Source organism: Pseudoalteromonas sp. SG41-5, from assembly GCF_014164495.1.
GTDB classification, from domain to species: Bacteria; Pseudomonadota; Gammaproteobacteria; order Enterobacterales; family Alteromonadaceae; genus Pseudoalteromonas; species Pseudoalteromonas rhizosphaerae.
This window is the reverse complement of sequence record NZ_JACJFH010000040.1, coordinates 1-22384: the sequence shown is the minus strand read 5'-3', so window position 1 is coordinate 22384 and position 22384 is coordinate 1. Positions and strand designations below refer to the sequence as shown.

Here is a 22384-nt window from a genome sequence, read left to right as displayed (position 1 = left end):
AGGTATATACTAGCAGCCTTTTAAAAATGAGTGACGTTAGATGTCTAAGATATTTATTATCGGTCTGCCTCGAACCGGCACCACGAGCATCAGTGTTGCGTTGTTAGAAATGGGCTTGTTGGTTGCGCATACCGCGTTTACTAAAAAAGCGTTTGAAATAGCTGATGCTATATCTGACGCACCGTGTTTTAGTGACTATATGCATTTAGACGGGTTATTTCCTGGTGCTAAGTTTATTTATTTAAACCGAGACCTAAAAGCATGGTTGCCATCCATCACGATGCTGCTTGAAAAAATGGCGCCACATCTTGATCTTAAAACTGGGCACTTTAGCCCGGTTCTAAAGCGCAGCTTTCATCAAACGTTTCCCTCTATTTACCCGTTGAGTGAGCGCGATTTGGCTGCTTGTTATACTAAACATCAGCAGGCGGTATTTAAGTATTTTAAAGATCGTGATGATTTCTTATCGCTAGATGTGAGCGAACCTGGCGGCCTGTTGAAGCTAAAACAGTTTTTGGGAATGTCGCCAGATGGCGATACTGACTTTGCGAAATTAAATGTTGGCCGTAATGTGGCAAACTGGCGTGAGTATAAACACCCTAATAAGGTGAATGCCAACTTAGCCGGAGCAGAGCACCGTAAGTTCTTTAATTACGGTTGATTTTCAGCTGATTGTGGCTCTTCACTATCTACTGAACTACGAATGTTGCCACTGCTGTAAAAGGTAAGATCACCGATTAATTCAGGAACTAGTCGCTCGCTATTATAATCATAAATTTTATTCATTTGTGTTACGTGGAATGCGCCTTCTATCCGAGCAATATTATTTATTGCCCATGCCTCAACTGAATCTGAGCGAGTAAACTGCTCGGGCATTTTTTCTTTATCATCAAGTAGTGTTTGCCATAATTCGTTTTGGATCTGTGCGGGACTCCCTGTGAATTGCTCTAGCGCATCGTTTATCCAGCCCATGCCAATGTCGTTATAGGCGTTTAAGATATTGTTATAAAGCTCACGTCTATTAGAGTCAGAGCTAATATTATCTTGCTGTGCAACAAACTTACCATTATCCATTTGGTAATACTGCTTATTGGCTTGATAATTAGTTTGCTGTGCAAGGTAACTAAATAAGTTAGGTTCTTGGTCTTTATCAACTTCATTGAGCATTGCCAATACATCATCCGTTTGGTGGTTTTTAACTAAGCTCATCATGTCGATGATACCACTGCTTTGTGTAAGCGTACTGTCAGATAAGTGGTCATTTAACTGCATAAGTTGATCTTCGCTGAGGTTTTTTTCTATTAATAAATTGGTGTAATCATTTGCCAATTCATATTTTGCACTGTTAGCCTTATAGTTTGATTTAAACCAGTTTATGGCTTCAGGCATACTGATCATTTCGACTCTTTCATTACCATGCTCATTTTCACCTAATGGTGACATCGGCTTCTTATAATCATTCCCTTGTTGTAATAATTTATCCATTGTTGCAAGAGTACTGCTCAAGGCATCATCTGACAGTTTGCTTAAAGATGAAATTAACTGTGCACTGCTGTTGTTGTTTTCTGTGCCAAAGTGATAACTAGATGTTGTAACAACAAATTGACTAAATACAGCAAGCTCTTCATCACTCATTTTTTGCACCAAATCAAGTAGTTCTTGTGTTGGTTTTAGGTGTTGGAACATAAATTTATGTTCGCCTTCAAGCCGGTCTACTTGATCTAAAAAAGCATTTATATCATCGGGATCTGTAAAGTCACCATAGCGATAGGTCGGCTCTTTAATCGGTTCACCTATGTTAATGGTGGTGCTGGAGGTGACTCTATAACGGTTCATACCAATGTAAGAAGAGGGGGTGTAATCTTGATTAAGTTGGCGGCCTTTAAATGGATTATCAAGGGGTGTACTTGCTGCGTCTTCGAGTGTTGAAAGGTGATCGTGTGGTTCGACAAGAGATGCGGCGGCTTTAAACTCCGTGGCGCGATTAGCCGACACCGTTTGCAAAGCTATTTGCTGCGCTTGACCAAGATTGGGGAGTTTCATTGTTATTCCTTTAACGTTAACTTAGTTATTTATCGACGCAGGGCGTTAAAACTTTAGTCGTTAATCTATTTTTTAACCCGTACTTTATAAAAGGTGCTAACGTTTAACACTACAGCAAACTATTATTTTGACGTGCTTGCTACTTTTTAGAAAATAGCTAAGTGTTGTTATTTTGACATACGACAAAGTTGTGACTAATAAGATAGCAAATAAATGAAAAATCCAAAGTTCTGGGTTGTTCATTTGCAACAATTCGGTATAGTTTGTTATCAAACAATAAATATAATTAGAGCTTTTATGCAGTTAGTCGACTTAACCCCTGATGATCCGGATGTGATTAATGTTTTTTCTGATATCGATAGGCTTATAAATTCTCTGTACCCAGTAGCCACGGCACAATCGCTGTCGGTGAGTGAGCTTGGTCAAGCTAATGTTTACGCCATTGGCTTAAAAAGCGAGGAGGGTATTGTTGCATGTGGTGCGATTGTCAGACAGTTTGACACAGTACCTTATGGTGAAATTCGCCGTCTGTATGTCAAACCAAGTCATCGTGGTAAAGGCTTGTCTCGGCGTATAATGCAAATTTTATTGCATCATGCTGGCGAAGAAGAGATCCCTTTGATCCGGTTAGAAACAGGCCCGAAACAGGCTGAATCGATTAGTCTGTATGAAAATTTAGGTTTTCAACGCTGTGCAAGTTTTGGTAATTATACCGATAATCCACATAGCTTGTTTATGGAGTTAGGGCTCAGTCAATAAGGCTAATTAGTGACTAGAAACTGCCTACGCTTTGTGTTTTAGTTTTTGAGTACTTCATCGATTTTATCTCCTACACAACTACGGCTTATACACGGATATAAGTCGTAAATGGCCTTGGTCAGCGCCAATTTTATCATTGAGAGTCACGTTTTCGGCTAACTTTTTTATATATATTCCCTTTTAAGCCTTCTATTTTTTATACTAAATACGCCAGTGCCCAACAAATAAAAGGGCCGTTGTTATCGACACTAAAACTCACTCGTTACGAGCAAAAATACTTGTTGGACTTGATAAGCTATTTTTCCTTTAATGCGCGCAACAGCCGCAAGGCATTCATCAAATAAAAGAGAAAGATAAATGAAAGAGACAACATCACTAGAACAAGCTCGCACGAGTTACAATGTTCGTCATTGGAGCCAAGGTTTTTTTGGTATTAATGATCAAGGTGATGTGTATGTTGCGCCCAAGGCTGATGCCCCAGAGCAAACCATCGCACTTATTGATATTGCAAAACAACTTGAAGATAAAGGCTTGAGTTTACCTGCGTTGGTTCGTTTTCCACAAATTTTGCATCACCGCGTGCACAGCTTATGTGCTGCATTTAATACTGCGATTGAAAGCTATGGTTATCCAAAAGATTACTTGCTTGTTTATCCAATTAAAGTAAACCAACAGCGCGAAGTGGTCGAAGAAATTGTGGCAAGCCAAGCGAACGTAGAAAAGAAACAACTTGGTTTAGAGGCGGGCAGCAAGCCTGAGCTATTAACAGTATTGGCATTAGCTGAAAAAACCAGTGCAGTGATTGTGTGTAATGGCTACAAAGACAAAGAATATGTGCGCTTAGCATTAATTGGCGAAAAGTTAGGCCATAAAGTGTACATCGTACTTGAGAAACTGTCTGAGCTGGACATGGTACTAAGCCAAGCTAAAGAGCTGAACGTAAAACCGCGTATTGGTATTCGTGTGCGCTTAGCGTCGCAGGGTAAAGGAAAATGGCAAGCTAGCGGCGGTGAAAAATCAAAATTTGGTTTATCCGCTTCACAAGTATTACATGTTGTTAATCGTTTAAAAGAGACTGATCAACTTGATTTAGTTCAGTTGGTGCATTTTCACTTAGGCTCGCAAATGGCGAATATTCGCGATGTGCGTTTAGGTGTTAGCGAAGCGGCGCGTTTTTATTGTGAACTACGCAAACTCGGTGCACAAATTGAATGTTTAGATGTCGGTGGCGGTTTAGCGGTTGATTACGACGGCACACGGAGCCAGTCTCACAACTCGATGAACTATAGCTTAGCTGAGTATGCAAATAATATTGTCTACACCATTGGTGATATTTGTAAGCAGTACGAGCAACCATTCCCGACTATTATTTCTGAGTCTGGGCGTGCATTAACAGCGCATCATGCAGTGCTTATCTCTAATGTGATTGGCACTGAAAGCTATGAGCCGGAAGAAATTCAAGCGCCAGCAGATGACGCGCCATTATTGCTTAATAACATGTGGCTGTCGTGGCAGCAACTTCATGTGCTGACAGACGACCGTGCATTAATTGAGATATATCATGATAGCCAAGGTGATTTAGCTGAAGCACATAACCAGTTTGCGATGGGATTATTAGATTTAACTCAACGCGCCTGGGCTGAGCAAATAAATTTACGTGTGTGTTATGAGCTTAATAAACACATGGATAACAAAAACCGTTTTCATCGCCCGATAATAGATGAACTTAATGCCCGTTTGGCGGATAAGTTTTTTGTTAATTTCTCATTGTTTCAGTCATTGCCTGATGCGTGGGGGATCGACCAAGTGTTTCCTGTATTGCCATTAAGTGGCTTAACTGAGGCACCACAAAGACGCGCAGTATTGTTAGATATTACCTGTGACTCTGACGGTGCACTAGATCACTATGTAGATGGGCAAGGCATTGAGAGCACCTTACCAGTGCCGGCATTTAGTGCTGAAAAACCCTATTTAATGGGCTTTTTCCTAGTGGGTGCATACCAAGAAATTTTAGGTGACATGCATAACCTATTTGGCGACACCCACAGTGCAATGGTACACATGGATGAGCAAGGCGATGCAAGTATTGTAGAAATAAACCAAGGTGACACTGTAGCTGACATGATGCGCTATGTTCACCTTGATGTAGAAGGTTTTCAATCATCGTACGCACAGCTGGTGGCTGCAAAATTACCAGCAGACGAGCAGCAAAGTGTACTTGATGAATTGCAAGCAGGTTTAGACGGTTATACTTATTTAGAAGAGCTTTAATATGACCACTTTGTTTGATCATCCAGATCACTCATTGTATTCCAATGGCATGACGTTCTTACGTCAGCCAATGGTACAAAATATTACTGACATCAATGCTGATGTTGTGGTGTTAGGTTTGCCATTTGATATGGCAACCTCAGGACGTCCAGGTGCTCGTTTAGGCCCTGATGCGATTCGTCGTGCATCAGTGCATTTAGCATGGGAAGAAACAAAATACCCATGGACGTTCAAATTGTTCGAACGCCTAAAACTGGCTGATGCTGGAGACTTTACTTACCCTGTCGGTGACGCTGAATACTTTACCGCTAAGCTTGAACAAGCTGCTGCGGGTATTTTAAGCCAAGGTAAAGCAATTTTAGGTTTAGGGGGCGATCACTTTGTAACTTTACCGTTGTTACGTGCGCACGCTAAGCGCTTTGGTAAAATGGCGTTGGTGCATTTTGATGCCCATACTGATACTTATAGCAATGGCTCACGCTACGACCACGGCACCATGTTTTACCATGCGCCGATGGAAGGGCTGATTGATGTTGATCATAGTATCCAAATTGGTATTCGTACTGATTTTGATCAAAGCAAACACGAGTTTGCAGTGATTGATGCGATGGCGGCCAATGATTTATCGGCGCAAACGATTGCTGAGCAGATTAAAGCGAGAGTAGGTGATTTACCTGTGTATATCACTTTTGACATTGATTGCTTAGATCCGGCGTTTGCCCCAGGTACTGGAACACCGGTATGTGGTGGATTAACATCAGATAAAGTACTTAAGATATTACGTGCCCTTAAAGGCATTAATATGATTGGTATGGATGTTGTTGAAGTATCACCTTCGTACGACCAAAGTGAACTTACTGCGATTGCCGCAGCCACCATTGCCAGTGAGCTACTGCATTTGTGGACCTATAAAAATAAATACTGAGCAATAGCTCCAGTAGTAATCCCTCAAAACGTGCTCTAGGCACGTTTTTTATTTACCAGATCCTTATTATCCTCAATATTTTGCTTAAAGCTTAATTTATAATATAACGCGACTGATTAATTTGCTGAGTATGGTGTAACGATTACCGCTATTAACAGCATGTTAAGTAAGATAATGTGATAATTAGCTGCTACTATATTGATAGACACTGTCGCAAAAATTTTACTTGTGATGCTTTTTAGTTTGTTGTCAAAGTACATATAACAGGGGATTGATTATGCACCACGCTGTAGTTATTGGCGGCTTAGAATTTAGCCCGTTAGTGATTTATTTCCCAATGGCATTTATTTTAACCGCTTTGACTCGCTTTATTTTACATCGTTTGGATTGGCATGATCGCATCTGGAAAGTGGCCTGGTTTGAAGTGTCTTTATTTATGTGTTTTCTCGCCTTGAGTGTCTTTTTATTAAGTGGAAGATAAATAGAATGGTTAGATATTTACGTATTATGCTTACTATCGTCGTTATTATCGCGGCTATTTTTGCAGGCCGTTGGGTATGGACTGATTATATGCACACACCTTGGACACGCGATGGTCGCATTCGAGCTGATATTGTTACTATTGTGCCAGATGTATCAGGCTGGGTAACAAAATTAAATGTCAAAGATGGGCAGCAAGTTGCAAAAGGTGAACTGCTTTTTAGTGTTGACCAACAACGTTATCAGGCGGCTTATGATAAAAGTAAAGCAAATACTAACAATAGTTTATATAGCTGGGAACTGGCTAAACATAAGTATGAACGACGTAAAGCATTAAATACTCAACAAGCTATCAGTGAGGAAAGCTTAGAAGCGACCCGCATTAGTACTGAAATTGCCAAAGCAAATTACGACTTAGCGAAAGCGGATCAAACGGTGGCGCAATTAAATTTATCTCGCACGCAAGTTACGGCTCCAGTTGCCGGGCAAATTATTAATTTAAATCTACGCCAAGGCAATTATGTTGCACAGGGCATGCCTGTGTTCGCTATTGTTCAATCAGATTCATTTTATGTAACAGGCTATTTTGAGGAAACCAAAATCCCACTGATCCACACCAATCAAAAAGCGACAATAGAATTACTGAGCGATACAAAGCCATTAACCGGTCAGGTAGTGAGTATTGGTAAAGCAATCGCGAATATCAATACGCAAAGTAATAACCAACTTTTACCTCAAGTGCAGCAGACATTTAATTGGGTACGTTTATCGCAGCGTATTCCGGTTGATATTAAGCTAGATGCTTTGCCAGAAGGGATCCAGCTAAGCGCAGGTATGACAGCGACTATTCACCTTGCTACGGAATAGGTATTAGTTTTGCATCTTGTTTTAAATAATCTTCTATGCCCCAAAGAACAGGCTATCAAGTTTGCATTAAAAGGGGTGATTGCCATGGCAATGTCGTTGACAATTGCCATTTATTTAAATCTAGATCGACCTTATTGGGCACTTGTTTCTGCGGTGTTTTTACAGATCCGCCCTGAAAGTGGTCTCGTTATTGAAAAAGCGCTTTGTCAGATTGTAGGCACTTTGGTGGGTGGCCTATTTGGTATTTTAGTACTCACTCAGCTCAGTGCTTACCCTTATTTAGCGCTGGGTGGATTGGCTTTTTGGCTCGGTTTAAACTCTGCATTGTCAGCTATGGTGCGCCAAGCAAATTTTGTTTACGCATTTGCTATGGCCGGCGTAACGGCTGCTATCATTATTTTGTTAGTGATGGTAAACCCAGCAACGGTCAGTAGTGAAAGTATCTTCGCGGTGGCGCAATCACGAGTAAGTGAAATTATAGTCGGTTCGGTATGCGCAGGGTTAGTGAGCCATCTATTATGGCCTGTTAAGGTCAAGCAGCTCTTACAAACGCAGGCAAAGTCTGTCATTAATCAAACGTTACATTATTTGGTAACTGAGCTTGATAAAGCGGGCTCTTCTGAAAACCGTCATCAGCAAATAGATCGCATAATGGCAACGCTTGGCAGTATTAGTGAAGACTCAAGTGCAGTTCGCTACGAAGGGCCAAAAGGTCCAGGGCGTTCACGGGCTGCCAATCAAATCGCACAAAAAGTTTTATCTCTTCTTGCCTTAGTACAAATAATGGGGCGCTTACAGCGTAATCATCCTGAACAAATCACACCAAAGATTACTGAGTTAATCAAGCAATTAAAAGATATGTTTACGCTAATAGAAAAATCAGACTGCTTTGAATACTGTGCTAAAGAAGTCAAACAGTTGCGGCGCGCATTAACTGATCACCGGGCGCAACAAACCTGTGAGCTGCCATTTGAATCACACATTTTAAATGTCAGTTTAGATATCGCGAATGAATTAACAATTTTATTGCGGGCATATAAAGCATTAGAGCAACGAGATAAAACACTGCTTAATGCTCCGAGCATGTTGACATACCGAGATCCATTAGCAGGTATTATTGTTGGGTTTCGAACCAGCTTGGTATTTTCAATCGGGGCATTTATTTGGGTTAATACTGGATCATCCGCTGCATTATTGATCATGATTTTACCCGTTATTTTTTCGATTATGTTGGCCCGTATCCCGCTGGCAATTTTACAAATAGTTATGAAGCGATTGTTAGTTGGTGTTGTGGTAGCCTCGTTTGTGGCTATTTTTTATGCTTTAAACTTATTATCACAAAGTGGTGGGCAACTTGAAATATTATTGTTGGTGTTAGCTGGGCCATATTTTATTGGCTTATTGCTACTAGGCGATCAGCAAACGTTACCTTACGGGCTAGGGTTCTGTATTCCATTTACGATTTTAGTTAAGCCCAGTACTGACATGAGCCTTGCGTTTTCAATCAATTATACGCTCAGCTCAGCTTTGGCTATTTTTCTTGGAGTATGTATTTTATTTTGGATTTTCCAACTATTTACAGGTCCGAGTGTGCAGTTGTTAGTGCATCGCGTGTTTAAAGCAACCTATAAAGATTTATCAGAAATTCATCAACATAGCTCACCCGCTCTTTGGTATAACCGACGTATGGCTGATCGGTTACTGCGTTTAACCAATTATGATCAAGGCTCAGAATCACGTGCTATTACCGATCTTGCTTTAACTGGGCTTAATCTAGGTCATGCGTCGGTGCGTTTACACTCAATTTGCCAACAGGCAGTGGGTGATAATCAGCTTAAATATTTACAACGGTGGCAAAGCTCACTGGCTAGAGCCTTTTTGCTGGCTACAAAAGGCCAGTGCGATGATACGTTTACAATGGCTTGTGATGAGCTTTACAACGAACTGATGATACATGTGAGTGATACATATCAGCTTGAAGCCATTAAAGGTATGTTTATCCGTATTAATATGACTTTTGAACGCAGCGCAAACAGCATTAATTGATCCTGTGAGGTTTTTTCAAGTTCAGAACTCGATGTTAAATCTGCTATACTGTGCCCATCATTTTATGGGGCTGTTATGATTTCAAAAAACCAACTCAAGTTAATTCGTGCATTAGGTCAAAAAAAGTACCGAAAGCAACATAATCAATACCTTGTGCAAGGTGAAAAAAACGTACTTGAGTTATTGGCAAGTGGTTTAACAATTATTGATATATTTGCGACAGCAGCCTTTATTGCGCAGTTCCAGCAGCAGTTTACTCACGTAAACATGATTGCAGCGGATGAAGATGTGTTAACTAAAGCAAGTACTTTAGTGAGTAATAATGCAGCTATTGCGATAGTTGACATGCCAACAGCGAGTGCACCGCAGGCAAGCGGTTTAATCTTAGCCCTTGATGGCGTATCTGATCCAGGCAATTTAGGTACCATTATCAGAGTAGCTGATTGGTATGGGATCAAGCATATTGTCACCAGCACAGATAGTGCCGATGCTTATAACCCTAAAACTATTAGCGCCACTATGGGCTCGTTTGTTAGAGTCTCAGTGAGTCAAGTTGAGTTGCCTGCGTACTTAAGTGGTTTAAACTTACCTATTTATGGCGCTTTTTTAGATGGAAAAAGCGTGCATAAAACTCAATTTACAGGCCAAGGTGTTTTGTTAATGGGTAGTGAGTCTCATGGAATACGTCAAGCTTGCGCAGCATTGGTAACAGATAAAATAACCATCCCCGCTTTTGGTGGTGCAGAATCTCTCAATGTAGCCATGGCAACGGGTATTATTTTAGATAATTTTAAACGCCAAGCTTAATCCCTGTACTTACTTTTATCGTCAAGAACGGTTAAATTAAATACTCAAGCTATAACAATAACAATCGGTAAACCAATTAGATGCGTTTGAGCACCATAAAATTAGCGGGTTTTAAATCTTTTGTAGAGCCCACTAAAATTCCATTCCCAGATCAAATGACCTGTGTCGTTGGCCCAAACGGCTGCGGCAAGTCTAATGTCATCGATGCTGTGCGTTGGGTGCTTGGCGAAAGCTCTGCTAAAAATCTGCGTGGCGATGCCATGACCGATGTTATTTTTAATGGCTCAACCAATCGCAAACCTATTTCTCAAGCGTCGGTTGAGTTGATTTTTGATAATACCCAAGGGCACTTACCGAATACTTTTGCTGATCGAAATCAAGTGGCGATTAAACGTTTGGTAACACGCGACGGGCAATCGCTGTATTTTCTCAATGGCAGTAAATGCCGCAAACGAGATATTACCGATATATTTTTAGGCACAGGTCTTGGTCCGCGTAGTTATGCGATTATCGAGCAGGGCATGATCTCGCGTTTAATTGAGAGTAAACCGGCAGATTTACGGGTGTTTTTAGAAGAAGCAGCAGGCGTTTCAAAATACAAAGAGCGCCGTCGTGAAACGCAAACCCGGATCAAAAGTACCCGCGAAAACCTTGAACGCTTACTCGATGTTCGCCAAGAGCTGCAAGCACAAGTTGATAAACTGGCAGTACAGTCAGTTGAAGCAAAAAAATACCGCGAGTTAAAAACCCAAGAGCGCACTTTAAAAGGGCAACTAGCGGTCTTAAAATGGCAAAAGCTACATCAGCAACAAGTGACTAAAGCCGACACAATGGCCAAGCTGAATGAGCAAATTAGCTTTTTTAAAACTGCTCATTCAGGTCATGACGATGTACTAGCAAGCCTTGAAAACCAAGTGCAATTGCAACTTGAAAAACTCAATGATGCGCAGCAAGCCCAGCACCAAACGCACACTGAATTGACTCGTGCTGAGCAACAGCAAATAAACTTAAAACAACAACAACAAGCGTTTAGTCACAATCTGATCAAACAGCAACAGTTGCAGTTACAAAATCAGCAGCTGCAACAACAACAAAAAGACCATACTGATGAGCTACAAAATGCGTTACAAGAGGCAATTGAACATACTTTAATATGTACAGAACAAGTCACTGAGATGGCCGACGCGGTGGCACAGTTGCACAGTGCCAAGCAGCGCAGTGCTACTGATTGGCAACGAGTTAATGAACAGTTTCAGGCTATTAATACGCAATATAGCAAGCAACAAAATATAGCAGATCAACAGCTGCAAAATTTGCACTATATTAAAAACCAGCAAACGGCATTAGAAAGCGAATTAATAGAGCTGGCAGAAAACCCAATTGCTGAACAAGTAGCGCAGCAGCAGCAGTTAATGCAGTCACTAACGCAAGAGTTAGCAGCAAAACAAACTGCCTTAAACAAAGTAAATAGTAATCATCAACAAGCTCAAACCGTGTTACGCACCTGCCAAGATGCACATCAAACACTAGCACAACAACAAAACGAGAATAAAGCCAAAATAGCAGGCTTGAATACAATACTCGCAGATACTCCAGCGCAAGGTAGTGGCGATGTTTTGGCACAGTTAGTTGTACGTACTGGATTTGAGCATGTGGTTGAACAAGCATTACAAGGGCTTGAACAATTAAATGTGTCATCTATAGCAACACCTAACGGAGTATGGCCAACTACCGACACCGCACCGCAAAGCTCATTAGCGGTGTTTATAGAGCAAGGGGTTTACCCTGATTTATTACATCGTATTAAGTATAAAAATGATTTTGAATATAATGATTTAGCGGATGAGTATTGGCTTGCAGTGATAGATCGCCAAGGTAATATTCAGGGTCGCAATTGGTATCAACAAGCCAGTAAAAGTGCAGAAAATTCGTTGCTGATCAAACATAAACAGTTGGCCGAAGCAACCCAGTTAGCATCTCAACTCAGTGACGAACTAGCTATACAAAGCAATAAGCTTACAGAACAACAGCGAGTCTGTGAGCAATTGAAGGCACAAAGCGAAGAGTTAAAAGCAGCGGTACATCAGCTTGCTCAACAAGTGGCCTCAGGAAGCACTCGTCGCGATATGCTCAAAGAGCAATTACAGCAGTTTCAGAATCAACAACATAAATTACAAGCGAAGCTACAGCAGTTAAACGTTGAACACACGAGCATAGAGAATAAAGTTTTTGAACAACAGCAACATATAGCAAGTGTGGCAAAACAGCGTGATGAAATAAGTGTTGCGCTTAATGATGCTCAAGTGCAGCAGCAACACACTGATGAGCAATATAAACAGGCAAACGCTCAGCTTGAACACTATAAAACGCTTGCCCATCAGGCGACACTAAGTGAGCAAAAAGCGCGCAGTGAATGCCAACTCAGTGACACTAAATTACAGCATGCAACGACCGCCAGCGAAACCGCCAGTGAAGCTGTCAGTGAGTTAACCGCGCAAATTGAAGAGTTGGTGATCCCATTAGAAGAGGTCGCAGAGCAAATAATATTATTGTTGGAGCAACATCAACAAAGTGACATTGAACTCAAAAATTTGCAAAGTGCATTGACGGAAGCTAAAACAGCTCTTGTAGATAAACAAACAACGCTTAAAGCGTCGCAGGGGGAGCTGGTACTTTTACAAGAACAATTACAACAACTTGCCCTCGAAGAGCAGAGCTTATTAATTAAAGCACAGGCAGCTCTTGAACCTCTGGGTGAGTTACAGCAAAACTTGAAAGAAGTATTGGCACAGCTCCCTGAAAACGCCAGTATAAACACTTATCAAGGACAGCTTAATAAAGTAGGACAAAGTTTAAGTGACTTGGGCGCGGTGAACTTAGCGGCGATTGATGAGTTTGAACAAGCGCAGCAGCGTAGCCAGTATTTAGATCGTCAAGTCGAGGATTTAAGCAAAGCATTGACGACACTTGAAGGTGCAATTGGAAAAATTGATCGCGAAACCAAAACGCGTTTTAAAATGACTTTTGATCAAGTAAATCACGATTTTGGTCAGTTATTTCCTAAAGTATTTGGCGGCGGCAGTGCATATCTTGAATTAACCAGTGATGACTTACTGGAAAGTGGTGTTAGTATAATGGCACGCCCACCGGGCAAGAAAAATTCAACAATTCACCTTTTAAGTGGTGGAGAAAAAGCGCTGACCGCATTATCATTGGTATTTTCAATATTCAGGCTCAATCCAGCTCCGTTCTGTATGCTGGATGAAGTTGATGCACCATTGGATGATGCGAATGTTGGACGATTTTGCCGATTAGTGGAAGAAATGTCACAATCGGTGCAATTTATTTATATCAGTCATAATAAAATTGCCATGGAAATGGCTGGCAGGTTGACGGGTGTAACAATGGCTGAACCGGGCGTTTCGCGTGTGGTCGCTGTAGATATTGAACAAGCGGTGCAAATGGCACATGCATAAATATTAATATTTGAGTAGATAAATAATAAAAGGTGAGGGGATGGCCGAACAATTAAGATGGGTTTTAATCATTATCAGTGTAATTGTCATTGGTGGATTATTAATACATGGCCTATGGTCAGTTCGTAAAAAAGATGCACCCGTTGCGACTAATGATGAGCGGGTTGAGCCTGCAGATCAAGCGCCTACTGAGCGTCAAAGCGTAGCTGAGCCAGCATCTCATACTGAGCGTGATGAACCGCAGTTTGGGGATTTAAGCTTCAGTGCTGATGAAAAGCAACCACACTCTTTTGCAGCGTCAGATGACGAACCTGCCGCTGAGGTTGATGATGTGACTACTGCAACAGATGCAAGCGTCGAGGATGAAGCTGAGCAACCGGCTGCAAGTGATTTTATCATTGTGCATATTCAAATGCCTGAAGGCTTGAGTATGGAAGGCAGCAAATTATTGCCAGCAGTAAACACACTTGGCTTTAAGTACTCTGAAGAAGGCTTTTTTAATCGCCATTTAGATCCTGCTGGTCATGGTCCAGTGCTGTTTCGGTTAGTGAACATGTACAACCCTGGTACTTTTGATATAGATAATATGGAACAATTTAGCACCGCTGGAATTAGCTTGTTTATGACCTTGCCGTGTGATGGTGACGGGCTTGCTGCATTTAATATGTTGCACAGTGCGGCTAAAAAGTTAGCAGATGAATTTGGCGCCGTTATTTTAGACTCACAACGAGAAGAAATGACCGTTGATAGTGTGCGCAATTATGTTGAAAAAGTGAGACGCTTTTCAGCTTAATCACCTGCAATATACAGTTAATTAATTAAGAATTTTATAAGCCACTTGGCGATAACTCGTTTAAGTGGCTTTTTTATGTTTTTTGAGGTCAGTATGTCCACTTTAGTGTTAGCGCAAATAACGCAACTTCGTCAGCAGTTAGAAGATCACAATCATAATTATTATGTACTTGATAACCCAAGCATTCCTGATGCAGAGTATGATCGTTTATTACAACAATTAAGTGCGCTTGAGGTAGCAAATCCTGAGTACTTGAGTACTGATTCACCGACCCAGAAAGTAGGCGGTGCGGCGCTTGCTAAGTTTGAGCAAGTCACTCATCAAGTGCCGATGTTGTCACTTGATAACGCCTTTAGTGAAGAAGAGTTCAGCGCTTTTAATCGCCGCATTAAAGAACGTTTGATGGATAACAATGAGCTGACCTTTTGCTGTGAACCAAAACTTGACGGTTTAGCGGTATCGATTTTATACCGTAATGGTGTGTTAGTGCAGGCGGCAACGCGTGGCGACGGGCACACCGGCGAAAATATTACCACTAACGTTAAAACGATTCGTAATGTACCGCTAAAATTACGTGGCGATGACTTTCCCGAGGAAATTGAAATTCGTGGTGAAGTGTTCATGGATAGCGCCGGATTTGACAAACTTAATGCTGAAGCCGAAAAGCGTGGCGACAAAGTATTTGTTAATCCACGTAATGCAGCCGCAGGCAGCTTGCGTCAACTCGATTCAAAAATCACCGCCAAGCGACCTTTGATGTTTTATGCCTACAGTATTGGCGTAGTAACAAATGGTGAATTACCAAGTGATCATTACCAGCAATTGGCTAAGCTAACTGACTGGGGGTTACCACTTTGCCCGGAAACAAAATTAGTCGAAGGCCAGCAAGCTGCTTTGGATTACTATCAAGATATACTTGAGCGCCGCAGCAGCTTAAAGTATGAAATTGATGGTGTGGTGATCAAAATAAATAACAAAGCACTACAAGAGCGGTTAGGTTTTGTAGCGCGAGCTCCGCGTTGGGCGATTGCGTATAAGTTTCCTGCGCAAGAAGAAATCACTCAGCTACTGGATGTTGAATTTCAGGTAGGGCGCACTGGCGCAATTACCCCTGTGGCTCGTTTAGAGCCGGTATTTGTTGGTGGTGTCACGGTTTCAAATGCAACGTTACACAATCGTGATGAAATAGAGCGTTTGGGGGTAAAAATTGGCGATACTGTGATCATTCGCCGTGCTGGTGATGTGATCCCACAAATTACTCAAGTGGTATTAGAGCGCCGTCCAACAGATGCCAAAGAGATTGAGTTTCCGGCTGCTTGTCCAATTTGTGACTCCCATATTGAACGCATTGAAGGTGAAGCCGTAGCGCGCTGTACAGGAGGCCTGGTGTGCCAAGCACAGCGTAAAGAAGCGATCAAACACTTTGCTTCACGCAAAGCACTCGATATCGATGGCCTTGGCGATAAAATTGTTGAACAGCTGGTGGACAGAGAGCTCATTAAAACGCCAGCAGACTTATTCATACTTAAACAAGGACATTTTGAATCGCTTGAGCGCATGGGGCCAAAATCGGCGAAAAACCTAGTAGCAGCACTTGATGATGCAAAACAAACGACGTTGGCTAAGTTTTTATACTCATTAGGTATTCGTGAAGTCGGTGAAGCGACGGCGCAAAATTTAGCTAATCACTTTTTAACGCTAGATAAAGTAACTGCGGCAACAACTGAAGCGTTAGTCGAAGTTAGTGATGTTGGGGAAATTGTAGCCAAGCATGTGCGTGGTTTTTTTGCTGAGCAACATAATTTAGATGTCGTAACTGCCTTGCTGGAACAGGGTATTCATTGGCCAGAACTCACGCCGCCAAGTGAAGACTCACAACCGTTAGCAGGCTTAACCTATGTGTTAACGGGTACTTTGAACGAGCTTAATCGAAATGATGCAAAAGCACGCTTGCAGCAGTTAGGGGCGAAAGTTTCAGGTAGTGTATCAGCTAAAACCGATGCGTTAATAGCGGGTGAAAAAGCCGGTTCTAAGCTCACGAAAGCACAAGATTTAGGCATTGAAATACTGACCGAAGATGATTTAATTGCATTACTGGCGCAACATAATGGATAGCATTATTACGCTTTTTCAGGATTTAGCACTGACCTTTGGTCAGTGGCTAAAGCCTTACTTATATAATATCGCATTGTTACTGGTGGTGTGTTTGGTGTCTTTGTATGCAAATGAGATTATCAAAACCACGAAACGCTTTGTAGCAAGGCGCCACTTTATACTCAGAGTATGTGCATTTGTACTGGTAACCGGGTTTGGTTTTGGCTTGTTAGTAGTATTTGTCACTCCATTACTAAGCCAGTTACTGATGTTCTTTGGTGTGCGCTGGTTAGGTGTTACAGCCGTGGCAGCATTCATATTACTTGGCGTAGTAGCCGAGAGGAAAAACCAGTTATGAAGCGTTATGGACCAGAGTATTGGGACAAATATGGCACCTATCGCACTCCAATCGCGTTTCATTTGAGTTTACTGGTATTACTTCGTGCCTACTTTATTTGGATCATTGCGGCACTGAGCAGGCGTCCTGAGCTTGATTTAATGTCATTAGTGTTTAGATCTAAAGCTGACTTTTTCAGTGCATTGGCTATTGGTGCAATAGCCATTATTCCTGCCGTAATTTTTTGTTTGCGCAGGCCACAAAAAAGCGCAGACAGTGCAGCATGGTTAGCGCGAGTGTGGCGTTTTATGCGGTGGCCATTGTTAGCATGTGCAGCGATAGATTTAAGCTGGCTGATTATTCAAGCCGCTCATAGTTATTATCAGTTTTCGATGTTTTTAGCGCTGCAAATGGTGACGGTATTGTGGGTATTATTATATTTAGCAAAAAGTCGTTATTTAACGGTGTTTTTTAATGATTGGCCCGATCCTGAAACCGATGAAAAAAGTGCAAGTAAGTAATTTAGGTTAACGTTGCAAGGAGTCTTTGATGCGTAAAATTAATCAATTACTGGCGCTGATCGTCGGCTGTTTCGGTATCGTGTTATTATTGTTGAGTGTATTTACCATGTTATTTCAGCAAGCGTGGTTTGTATTGTTAATAGCTGTATGGCTATTTGTATTTAGCTCATGCTGTTATCGGCTAACACCACTATTTAAAGCACGTAATAGCCTAGATAAGTTTATTCGACGCGAACAACAGCACCTTTTGGTCTTTACCCTTTCAGGTTTTTTTGACCGTACTCACGGCCCACAATGGCTGCTTATTGATAGTATCAAGGAAATACAGTGCCATGATGACCAATTCTTAATTCTCTCCAGCGAACAGCGTCAATGCTCAATAGGCTTACCGGCAACTAAAGCAGAGCTAACACAATACTTTAATACACTATTGACTGAAAATGAAAAAAAATTAATTACCATTGTATGAAACTAAATAGTGATCAACAGGGTATATATAGTATGCAACAGCAAATAGGCTTAGTAAGAAGCTGTCATTGGTGTACTGAAGCTATTTAGCTCACTAATAGGCGTTGAGTCTGTTGAGATAGCTGGTTTAACAGTGCAGATAAACGTAGCTAGTGAGTTTAAACATTCCCGTAGCCAGTATCAAAATTATTATTTTTCACCCCCTACAAAACCATTTTGTGCAGTGCGGATAAATCCAAGCTGACAATGTTATTAGCGCGATACCATGATAATGTGGATAGCAGTAAATTAACCCATCTTACTCAATGAGGTCAGTTATGTTGAATTGGAATGATATTCTAAACTTTGCCAATAAAGGCAATCCAGAGCCGAGCCGTAAAGTAGTAAAAACCGAGCAGCAATGGCGTGAACAATTAACCGAAGAAGCCTTTTATGTGACTCGTAATAAAGGCACAGAGCGCCCACACAGCTCAGATAGCTGCACCTTGTTTGAACCTGGTAAGTACGCCTGTGTATGTTGTGATAACTTATTATTTGATGGTGATGAAAAATTTGATAGCGGCACTGGCTGGCCATCATTTACTCAACCCGCGCAACTAAACTCGATTGCTTACAATGGTGACAAGACCCACGGTATGCAAAGAATAGAAACTGTATGTAATGTATGTGATGCGCACTTAGGTCATGTATTCCCAGATGGACCAATGCCAAGTGGTCTGCGTTATTGTATAAACGCGGTCTCATTGAAGAAGGTGTAATTTATTAGCTCGTAATTGACAATAACCAATGCCTTACTGAATTTACATGATCCGATTCCAGTAAGGCTGGATTTTAAAAGTCATATCACCGCTTGTCAGCGATATTTTGAATTCCTCATTCTTATAAACAACACCTTATCTAAACTATTTATTATTCTATTTGGTTTTGCCTGGCTCTTCTAGATTAGCAAGTGTTAGCCCCATACTCGTTGCTTGTTGTACTATTTTATTAAAGCGTTGTTGCTGCTCGTTGTCTAATGTTGTCGTATTGAGTAACGCATAGCATTTTTTTGCCATCATTAGGTTTAACGTTTGGCCATTTTGCTTGGAACTATCAAATAGACACTGCAATAAATTTAAAGCAATACTTGGATTACGAGGCATTACTCTAAATGCTTGTGTGAATGCTTCAAGAGCGGTATTTAATTGACCACGGTTAAACTGTGTAACTGCATGGTTATTCAGCTCTTTAGGGCCCATTTTTATATCACGGCGTTCACTTTGTTGTTGTTGAATATAACGTAAATAAACAGCATCACTCACTGTTGGATGACGTTCACAATGACTAATAATTTGGTTAAATAATGACTGTGCTTTGTGGTGAAACCCCAGTTCATGAAATGCCTTTGCTTTATCAAGTGCGCCGTCTACAGAGCGAATGTGGCTATCGTCATCGTCGAGCTGCTCAATCAACATTTTCGCTTTTTGATGCTCATCTTTCAAATAGTGTAAACGGGCATTTTAAACATCTATTTGCGCCTGATTGTGACTATTTGGAAATTGGCTTTTTAAATCAGCTAAGTATTTATTGGTTTGTCTTGAAATACGTTGAATTTGATCGCTTTGATCTGTTGTTAATGCAAAATCAATACCCGCCCGTGCTGCATTTAAATATACGTCAGGGTGATCGTGAATCGAATGTTTGGCAAAGTTGGCGATGTCTTTTTGTGTAAGGTAATTTTTTTCATAATCATGATTTACCAGCGATACATGGCTAAGTGATTTTTGGCGCTCGATATTGCGTGGAGCTATATCAACGGCTTGGCTTAAAAAATCTTGCGCTAATTCAAATTGGTTTAATTTAATCTCCAGCTTACCAAGTAAATCGAGTGCGACTAATCGTGTTTCATGACGTAGCAGCATCGTTTTTAGCATTCTTTGCGCAAGAATATGCTCGTTATTCGCAATTAATGCTTCAACTAAACCTACCTTTGCCCATGTAAATTTTTGAATATCAAGAACTGATTTAAAGAAAGCTTTTGCGGTATCTGCTCGTTTTAAGCGAAGTAGGGCGTCACCTTTTAAACGCAATAATATTGCACTATAAGCATTGCCTTTTTCATCAAGCGCAGTATTGATTGCTTTTAGCGCTTTAGAGTCATTCCCATCGTCAATGAAATTATATATTGCTTGTAAATGATTTTTACGCAGCAAAATTCGTTCTATACGTGTTTTAAGATCATATATGGTGAATGGCTTGACTAAAAAGTCATCGGGTTGCAGTTCAAGCACGCTGTGTACCAAAGAACCACTGGTTTCAGCTGAAATAAAAATGAACCCAGTAGAGTTTTTTATTAAACGCTTAACGCGTAACTCTTCATATAGCTGATAGCCGTCTTGCTGCTTACTTAAATTAAAAGAGCAAACAATCAGATCAAACTGTTCACTGGTGCACTGCTCTTTAGCCGAATTTGCATGTTCAGCAAAGCGCAGCTGTCGAAAGCCAAGTTTTTCGAGCGACTGTTTCATATAGCTTTGAGCAAGAGGTTGCTCTTCAACTATAAGTATTTTTGCATTAGAAAAAATCTTTGCTGGCATTAGACTTGTGACCACATGAACGTATCAGAGACTATAATAAACAGTCTAGTCGCTGACAAGGGAATTTAAAATTTAATACCGCAGACTTCGTTTATTTGATCAGTTATGAGTTTTCAAGCAGCTTGATTATCCAAATTTAGGTAGCGCTAGTTATTGCTTGAGGATTTTTATAGAGATAGGAGACCCTAGCTTTGTAAAGCGCCTAGGTTGATGCTTTTCAAACTTAATTATCCATCAAGGAACACATTAAAAGAGTTTCAGGTTTGGAAAAGAATTAGCGTATTTAGAGGCTTTTTGAATTTTATTTTTAACAGAATTACTAAGAGGTTTTATATGTGGTGGGTGATACTGGACTTGTACCAGTGATCCTCGCCATTATTTGTGAAGGGTGGCGATGCTTTTTTTTTAAACTGAGCTAATTATCGATTAAAGAATATAACGTAAGGTTTGATTGATGATATTAAAAGGTTGTATATGTGGTGGGTGATACTGGACTTGAACCAGTTATCCTCGCCATTATTTGTGAAGGGTGGCGATGCTCTTTTTTTCAACTGAGCTAATTATTAATTAAACGTGAGGTTTTATATGTGGTGGGTGATACTGGACTTGAACCAGTGACCCTCGCCTTGTAAGGGCGATGCTCTCCCAACTGAGCTAATCACCCACATATAAATTAAAACGCTACTATTAAAATAAATAGTACTGGACTTTAACCAGTGAACCTCGCCGTTACTTGTAAATAGCGGTGATGCTCTCTTTTCTTAGAACTGAGCTAATCACTCACATCTAAACAACAACTCATTGCTGCGTTGTTGTGGGGCGCTATTATAGATAGAGTTGTAAATGTGTCAACACTTGAATGAGGAAAAATGTTTTAGATGCAGGTTTTATAATCAATGCAGTAAGATTGAGATTGTTTTATAGCCAATTTACTTACATTCAATCTATATGTGCAATCAATTTACTCATTATTTAATGCAACACTTCAATAGCTAGTGGTGCCTGTTAGTCAAAAGCGGATTTGTTTTTTAATCATGAAGGAGGAGGTTACAGTCAATCGCATTGCAAAATCCAAATACCGTTAGTTAAATACGATTGATATAAAACACCGACTGTAACTAATGGAGCCTCTGTGATCATATAAATAACTGACAATAGAGCGGGGGCGTTACAGTTAATTGCTCGTATGTTCATCTTAAATTCGTTTTACTTGGTGATGAAAACGTTGTTATGAAAAACAAGAAAACACTCCGACTTTATTTTGCATATAAATGTATACCTTATTGTTTTGATGTTTTAGAGTATATTTCACCTTAGCTAATCTATATTGTGCGCCTTTCAATCCTAATTTTTGTTTTGAAACAGCTCCCTTGCATGTATTTTGAGCGTCGCGGTTTATTCATTATTCAGTTTGTTGAAAATTAAACCGTTTAAAGAAAGTTACTGAAAAAAATGTTGACATTATTTTGGTGGCTGCATAGAATGCGCCCCGCACTCAGCGATACACAGCACGGTTTAACTGCGCAAGTGTTTAGCAAAATAAATTGGGGCTATAGCTCAGCTGGGAGAGCGCTTCGCTGGCAGTGAAGAGGTCTGCGGTTCGATCCCGCATAGCTCCACCAATTTATTAAAGTGTTTGTCCTAGGGTAGCAGTTTTCTGTGTCCCCATCGTCTAGAGGCCTAGGACACCGCCCTTTCACGGCGGTAACAGGGGTTCGAATCCCCTTGGGGACGCCACTTAACTTTTATAAGTTAAAGGCGGGTAAACCGAGAAAATAGCGAACAAGTTAAGCTCGAGTCTTAATTTGTACTTAATCGCAATTACCTTAATCAGCTCAGGATGTGAGCATAACTAATCAATTGTCCTAGTGATACATTTATGTGTCCCCATCGTCTAGAGGCCTAGGACACCGCCCTTTCA

Annotated in this window: 16 protein-coding genes, 3 tRNA genes and 1 pseudogene; 17 read left to right on the top strand and 3 right to left on the bottom strand. The window is 40.8% G+C overall.

Annotated elements, in window-relative coordinates; translation table 11 throughout:
* The first annotated feature begins 40 nt into the window (after positions 1-40).
* The gene (locus tag H5232_RS12110; protein ID WP_182761978.1) at positions 41-661 is read left to right on the top strand and encodes a sulfotransferase; all 621 of its coding nucleotides are present in this window, start codon (positions 41-43) and stop codon (positions 659-661) included.
* Here the strand turns inward: H5232_RS12110 and H5232_RS12105 are convergent.
* A complete protein-coding gene (locus H5232_RS12105; RefSeq protein ID WP_182719185.1) occupies positions 652-2043 on the bottom strand; it encodes a hypothetical protein in 1392 nt (463 codons plus the stop codon). The two genes, H5232_RS12110 and H5232_RS12105, sit on opposite strands and share 10 nt — an antisense overlap.
* 297 nt (positions 2044-2340) lie before the next feature.
* Here H5232_RS12105 and H5232_RS12100 point away from each other — a divergent pair, with 297 nt between their 5' ends.
* The 14 genes from H5232_RS12100 to msrB all read left to right on the top strand — a co-directional run bounded on the left by H5232_RS12100 (position 2341) and on the right by msrB (position 18645).
* The gene (locus H5232_RS12100) at positions 2341-2802 is read left to right on the top strand and encodes an N-acetyltransferase (RefSeq protein ID WP_182719186.1); all 462 of its coding nucleotides are present in this window, start codon (positions 2341-2343) and stop codon (positions 2800-2802) included.
* A gap of 357 nt (positions 2803-3159) precedes the next feature.
* Entirely contained in the window at positions 3160-5073 is a 1914-nt protein-coding gene (speA, locus tag H5232_RS12095) for a biosynthetic arginine decarboxylase (protein ID WP_145240667.1), read from the top strand.
* A gap of 1 nt (position 5074) precedes the next feature.
* Complete coding sequence (gene speB / locus H5232_RS12090) at positions 5075-5998, top strand: agmatinase (RefSeq protein WP_182740335.1); 924 nt, start codon at positions 5075-5077, stop codon at positions 5996-5998.
* Between the two features lie 277 nt (positions 5999-6275).
* A complete protein-coding gene (locus H5232_RS12085; RefSeq protein ID WP_149980705.1) occupies positions 6276-6479 on the top strand; it encodes a DUF1656 domain-containing protein in 204 nt (67 codons plus the stop codon).
* A gap of 5 nt (positions 6480-6484) precedes the next feature.
* On the top strand, positions 6485-7345 hold the full coding sequence (locus H5232_RS12080; RefSeq protein ID WP_182798019.1) for an HlyD family secretion protein: 861 nt from the start codon (positions 6485-6487) through the stop codon (positions 7343-7345).
* Positions 7346-7354: 9 nt separating this feature from the next.
* A complete protein-coding gene (locus H5232_RS12075) occupies positions 7355-9391 on the top strand; it encodes an FUSC family protein (protein ID WP_182784628.1) in 2037 nt (678 codons plus the stop codon).
* 75 nt (positions 9392-9466) lie between these two features.
* Entirely contained in the window at positions 9467-10198 is a 732-nt protein-coding gene (locus tag H5232_RS12070) for an RNA methyltransferase (protein WP_182768078.1), read from the top strand.
* 80 nt (positions 10199-10278) lie between these two features.
* Positions 10279-13674 carry a chromosome segregation SMC family protein gene (locus H5232_RS12065; protein ID WP_182740332.1) on the top strand — a complete coding sequence of 1132 codons (3396 nt, stop codon included), beginning with the start codon at positions 10279-10281 and terminating at the stop codon, positions 13672-13674.
* Between the two features lie 40 nt (positions 13675-13714).
* Positions 13715-14467 (top strand): cell division protein ZipA, encoded by a 753-nt coding sequence (zipA, locus tag H5232_RS12060; RefSeq protein WP_149980700.1) that lies wholly within the window; start codon positions 13715-13717, stop codon positions 14465-14467.
* Between the two features lie 93 nt (positions 14468-14560).
* The gene (ligA, locus tag H5232_RS12055; RefSeq protein WP_182830937.1) at positions 14561-16582 is read left to right on the top strand and encodes an NAD-dependent DNA ligase LigA; all 2022 of its coding nucleotides are present in this window, start codon (positions 14561-14563) and stop codon (positions 16580-16582) included.
* Positions 16575-16919 carry a DUF3392 family protein gene (locus tag H5232_RS12050; protein ID WP_145240691.1) on the top strand — a complete coding sequence of 115 codons (345 nt, stop codon included), beginning with the start codon at positions 16575-16577 and terminating at the stop codon, positions 16917-16919. The genes ligA and H5232_RS12050 overlap by 8 nt, the downstream gene beginning before the upstream one ends.
* Positions 16916-17419: a DUF2919 domain-containing protein gene (locus H5232_RS12045; protein ID WP_149980698.1), complete on the top strand. Its 504-nt coding sequence runs from the start codon at positions 16916-16918 to the stop codon at positions 17417-17419. The genes H5232_RS12050 and H5232_RS12045 overlap by 4 nt, the downstream gene beginning before the upstream one ends.
* A 28-nt stretch (positions 17420-17447) precedes the next feature.
* A complete protein-coding gene (locus H5232_RS12040; RefSeq protein WP_149980697.1) occupies positions 17448-17888 on the top strand; it encodes a hypothetical protein in 441 nt (146 codons plus the stop codon).
* Positions 17889-18204: 316 nt separating this feature from the next.
* Complete coding sequence (gene msrB / locus H5232_RS12035) at positions 18205-18645, top strand: peptide-methionine (R)-S-oxide reductase MsrB (RefSeq protein WP_145240697.1); 441 nt, start codon at positions 18205-18207, stop codon at positions 18643-18645.
* 156 nt (positions 18646-18801) lie between these two features.
* Here msrB and H5232_RS12030 read toward each other — a convergent pair.
* A pseudogene (locus tag H5232_RS12030) lies at positions 18802-20463 on the bottom strand (response regulator).
* A gap of 588 nt (positions 20464-21051) precedes the next feature.
* Positions 21052-21127: transfer RNA gene (locus H5232_RS12025), tRNA-Val, on the bottom strand.
* An 882-nt stretch (positions 21128-22009) separates the two neighbouring features.
* On the opposite strand from H5232_RS12025, the gene H5232_RS12020 reads away from it, so the two are divergent.
* Positions 22010-22085, top strand: a tRNA-Ala gene (locus tag H5232_RS12020).
* A 39-nt stretch (positions 22086-22124) separates the two neighbouring features.
* Positions 22125-22200 (top strand) — tRNA-Glu (locus tag H5232_RS12015).
* The last annotated feature ends 184 nt before the right edge of the window (positions 22201-22384 follow it).

What these genes read in the sequence shown, in the direction of transcription:
- speB (WP_182740335.1), top strand. Translation starts at nt 5,075, where the DNA reads ATGACCACTTTGTTTGATCATCCAGATCACTCATTGTATTCCAATGGC.
- msrB (WP_145240697.1), top strand. Translation starts at nt 18,205, where the DNA reads ATGTTGAATTGGAATGATATTCTAAACTTTGCCAATAAAGGCAATCCA.
- H5232_RS12045 (WP_149980698.1), top strand. Translation starts at nt 16,916, where the DNA reads ATGAAGCGTTATGGACCAGAGTATTGGGACAAATATGGCACCTATCGC.
- H5232_RS12070 (WP_182768078.1), top strand. Translation starts at nt 9,467, where the DNA reads ATGATTTCAAAAAACCAACTCAAGTTAATTCGTGCATTAGGTCAAAAA.
- H5232_RS12100 (WP_182719186.1), top strand. Translation starts at nt 2,341, where the DNA reads ATGCAGTTAGTCGACTTAACCCCTGATGATCCGGATGTGATTAATGTT.
- H5232_RS12040 (WP_149980697.1), top strand. Translation starts at nt 17,448, where the DNA reads ATGCGTAAAATTAATCAATTACTGGCGCTGATCGTCGGCTGTTTCGGT.
- H5232_RS12105 (WP_182719185.1), bottom strand. Translation starts at nt 2,043, where the DNA reads ATGAAACTCCCCAATCTTGGTCAAGCGCAGCAAATAGCTTTGCAAACG.
- zipA (WP_149980700.1), top strand. Translation starts at nt 13,715, where the DNA reads ATGGCCGAACAATTAAGATGGGTTTTAATCATTATCAGTGTAATTGTC.
- H5232_RS12050 (WP_145240691.1), top strand. Translation starts at nt 16,575, where the DNA reads ATGGATAGCATTATTACGCTTTTTCAGGATTTAGCACTGACCTTTGGT.
- H5232_RS12065 (WP_182740332.1), top strand. Translation starts at nt 10,279, where the DNA reads ATGCGTTTGAGCACCATAAAATTAGCGGGTTTTAAATCTTTTGTAGAG.
- H5232_RS12085 (WP_149980705.1), top strand. Translation starts at nt 6,276, where the DNA reads ATGCACCACGCTGTAGTTATTGGCGGCTTAGAATTTAGCCCGTTAGTG.
- speA (WP_145240667.1), top strand. Translation starts at nt 3,160, where the DNA reads ATGAAAGAGACAACATCACTAGAACAAGCTCGCACGAGTTACAATGTT.
- H5232_RS12110 (WP_182761978.1), top strand. Translation starts at nt 41, where the DNA reads ATGTCTAAGATATTTATTATCGGTCTGCCTCGAACCGGCACCACGAGC.
- ligA (WP_182830937.1), top strand. Translation starts at nt 14,561, where the DNA reads ATGTCCACTTTAGTGTTAGCGCAAATAACGCAACTTCGTCAGCAGTTA.
- H5232_RS12080 (WP_182798019.1), top strand. Translation starts at nt 6,485, where the DNA reads ATGGTTAGATATTTACGTATTATGCTTACTATCGTCGTTATTATCGCG.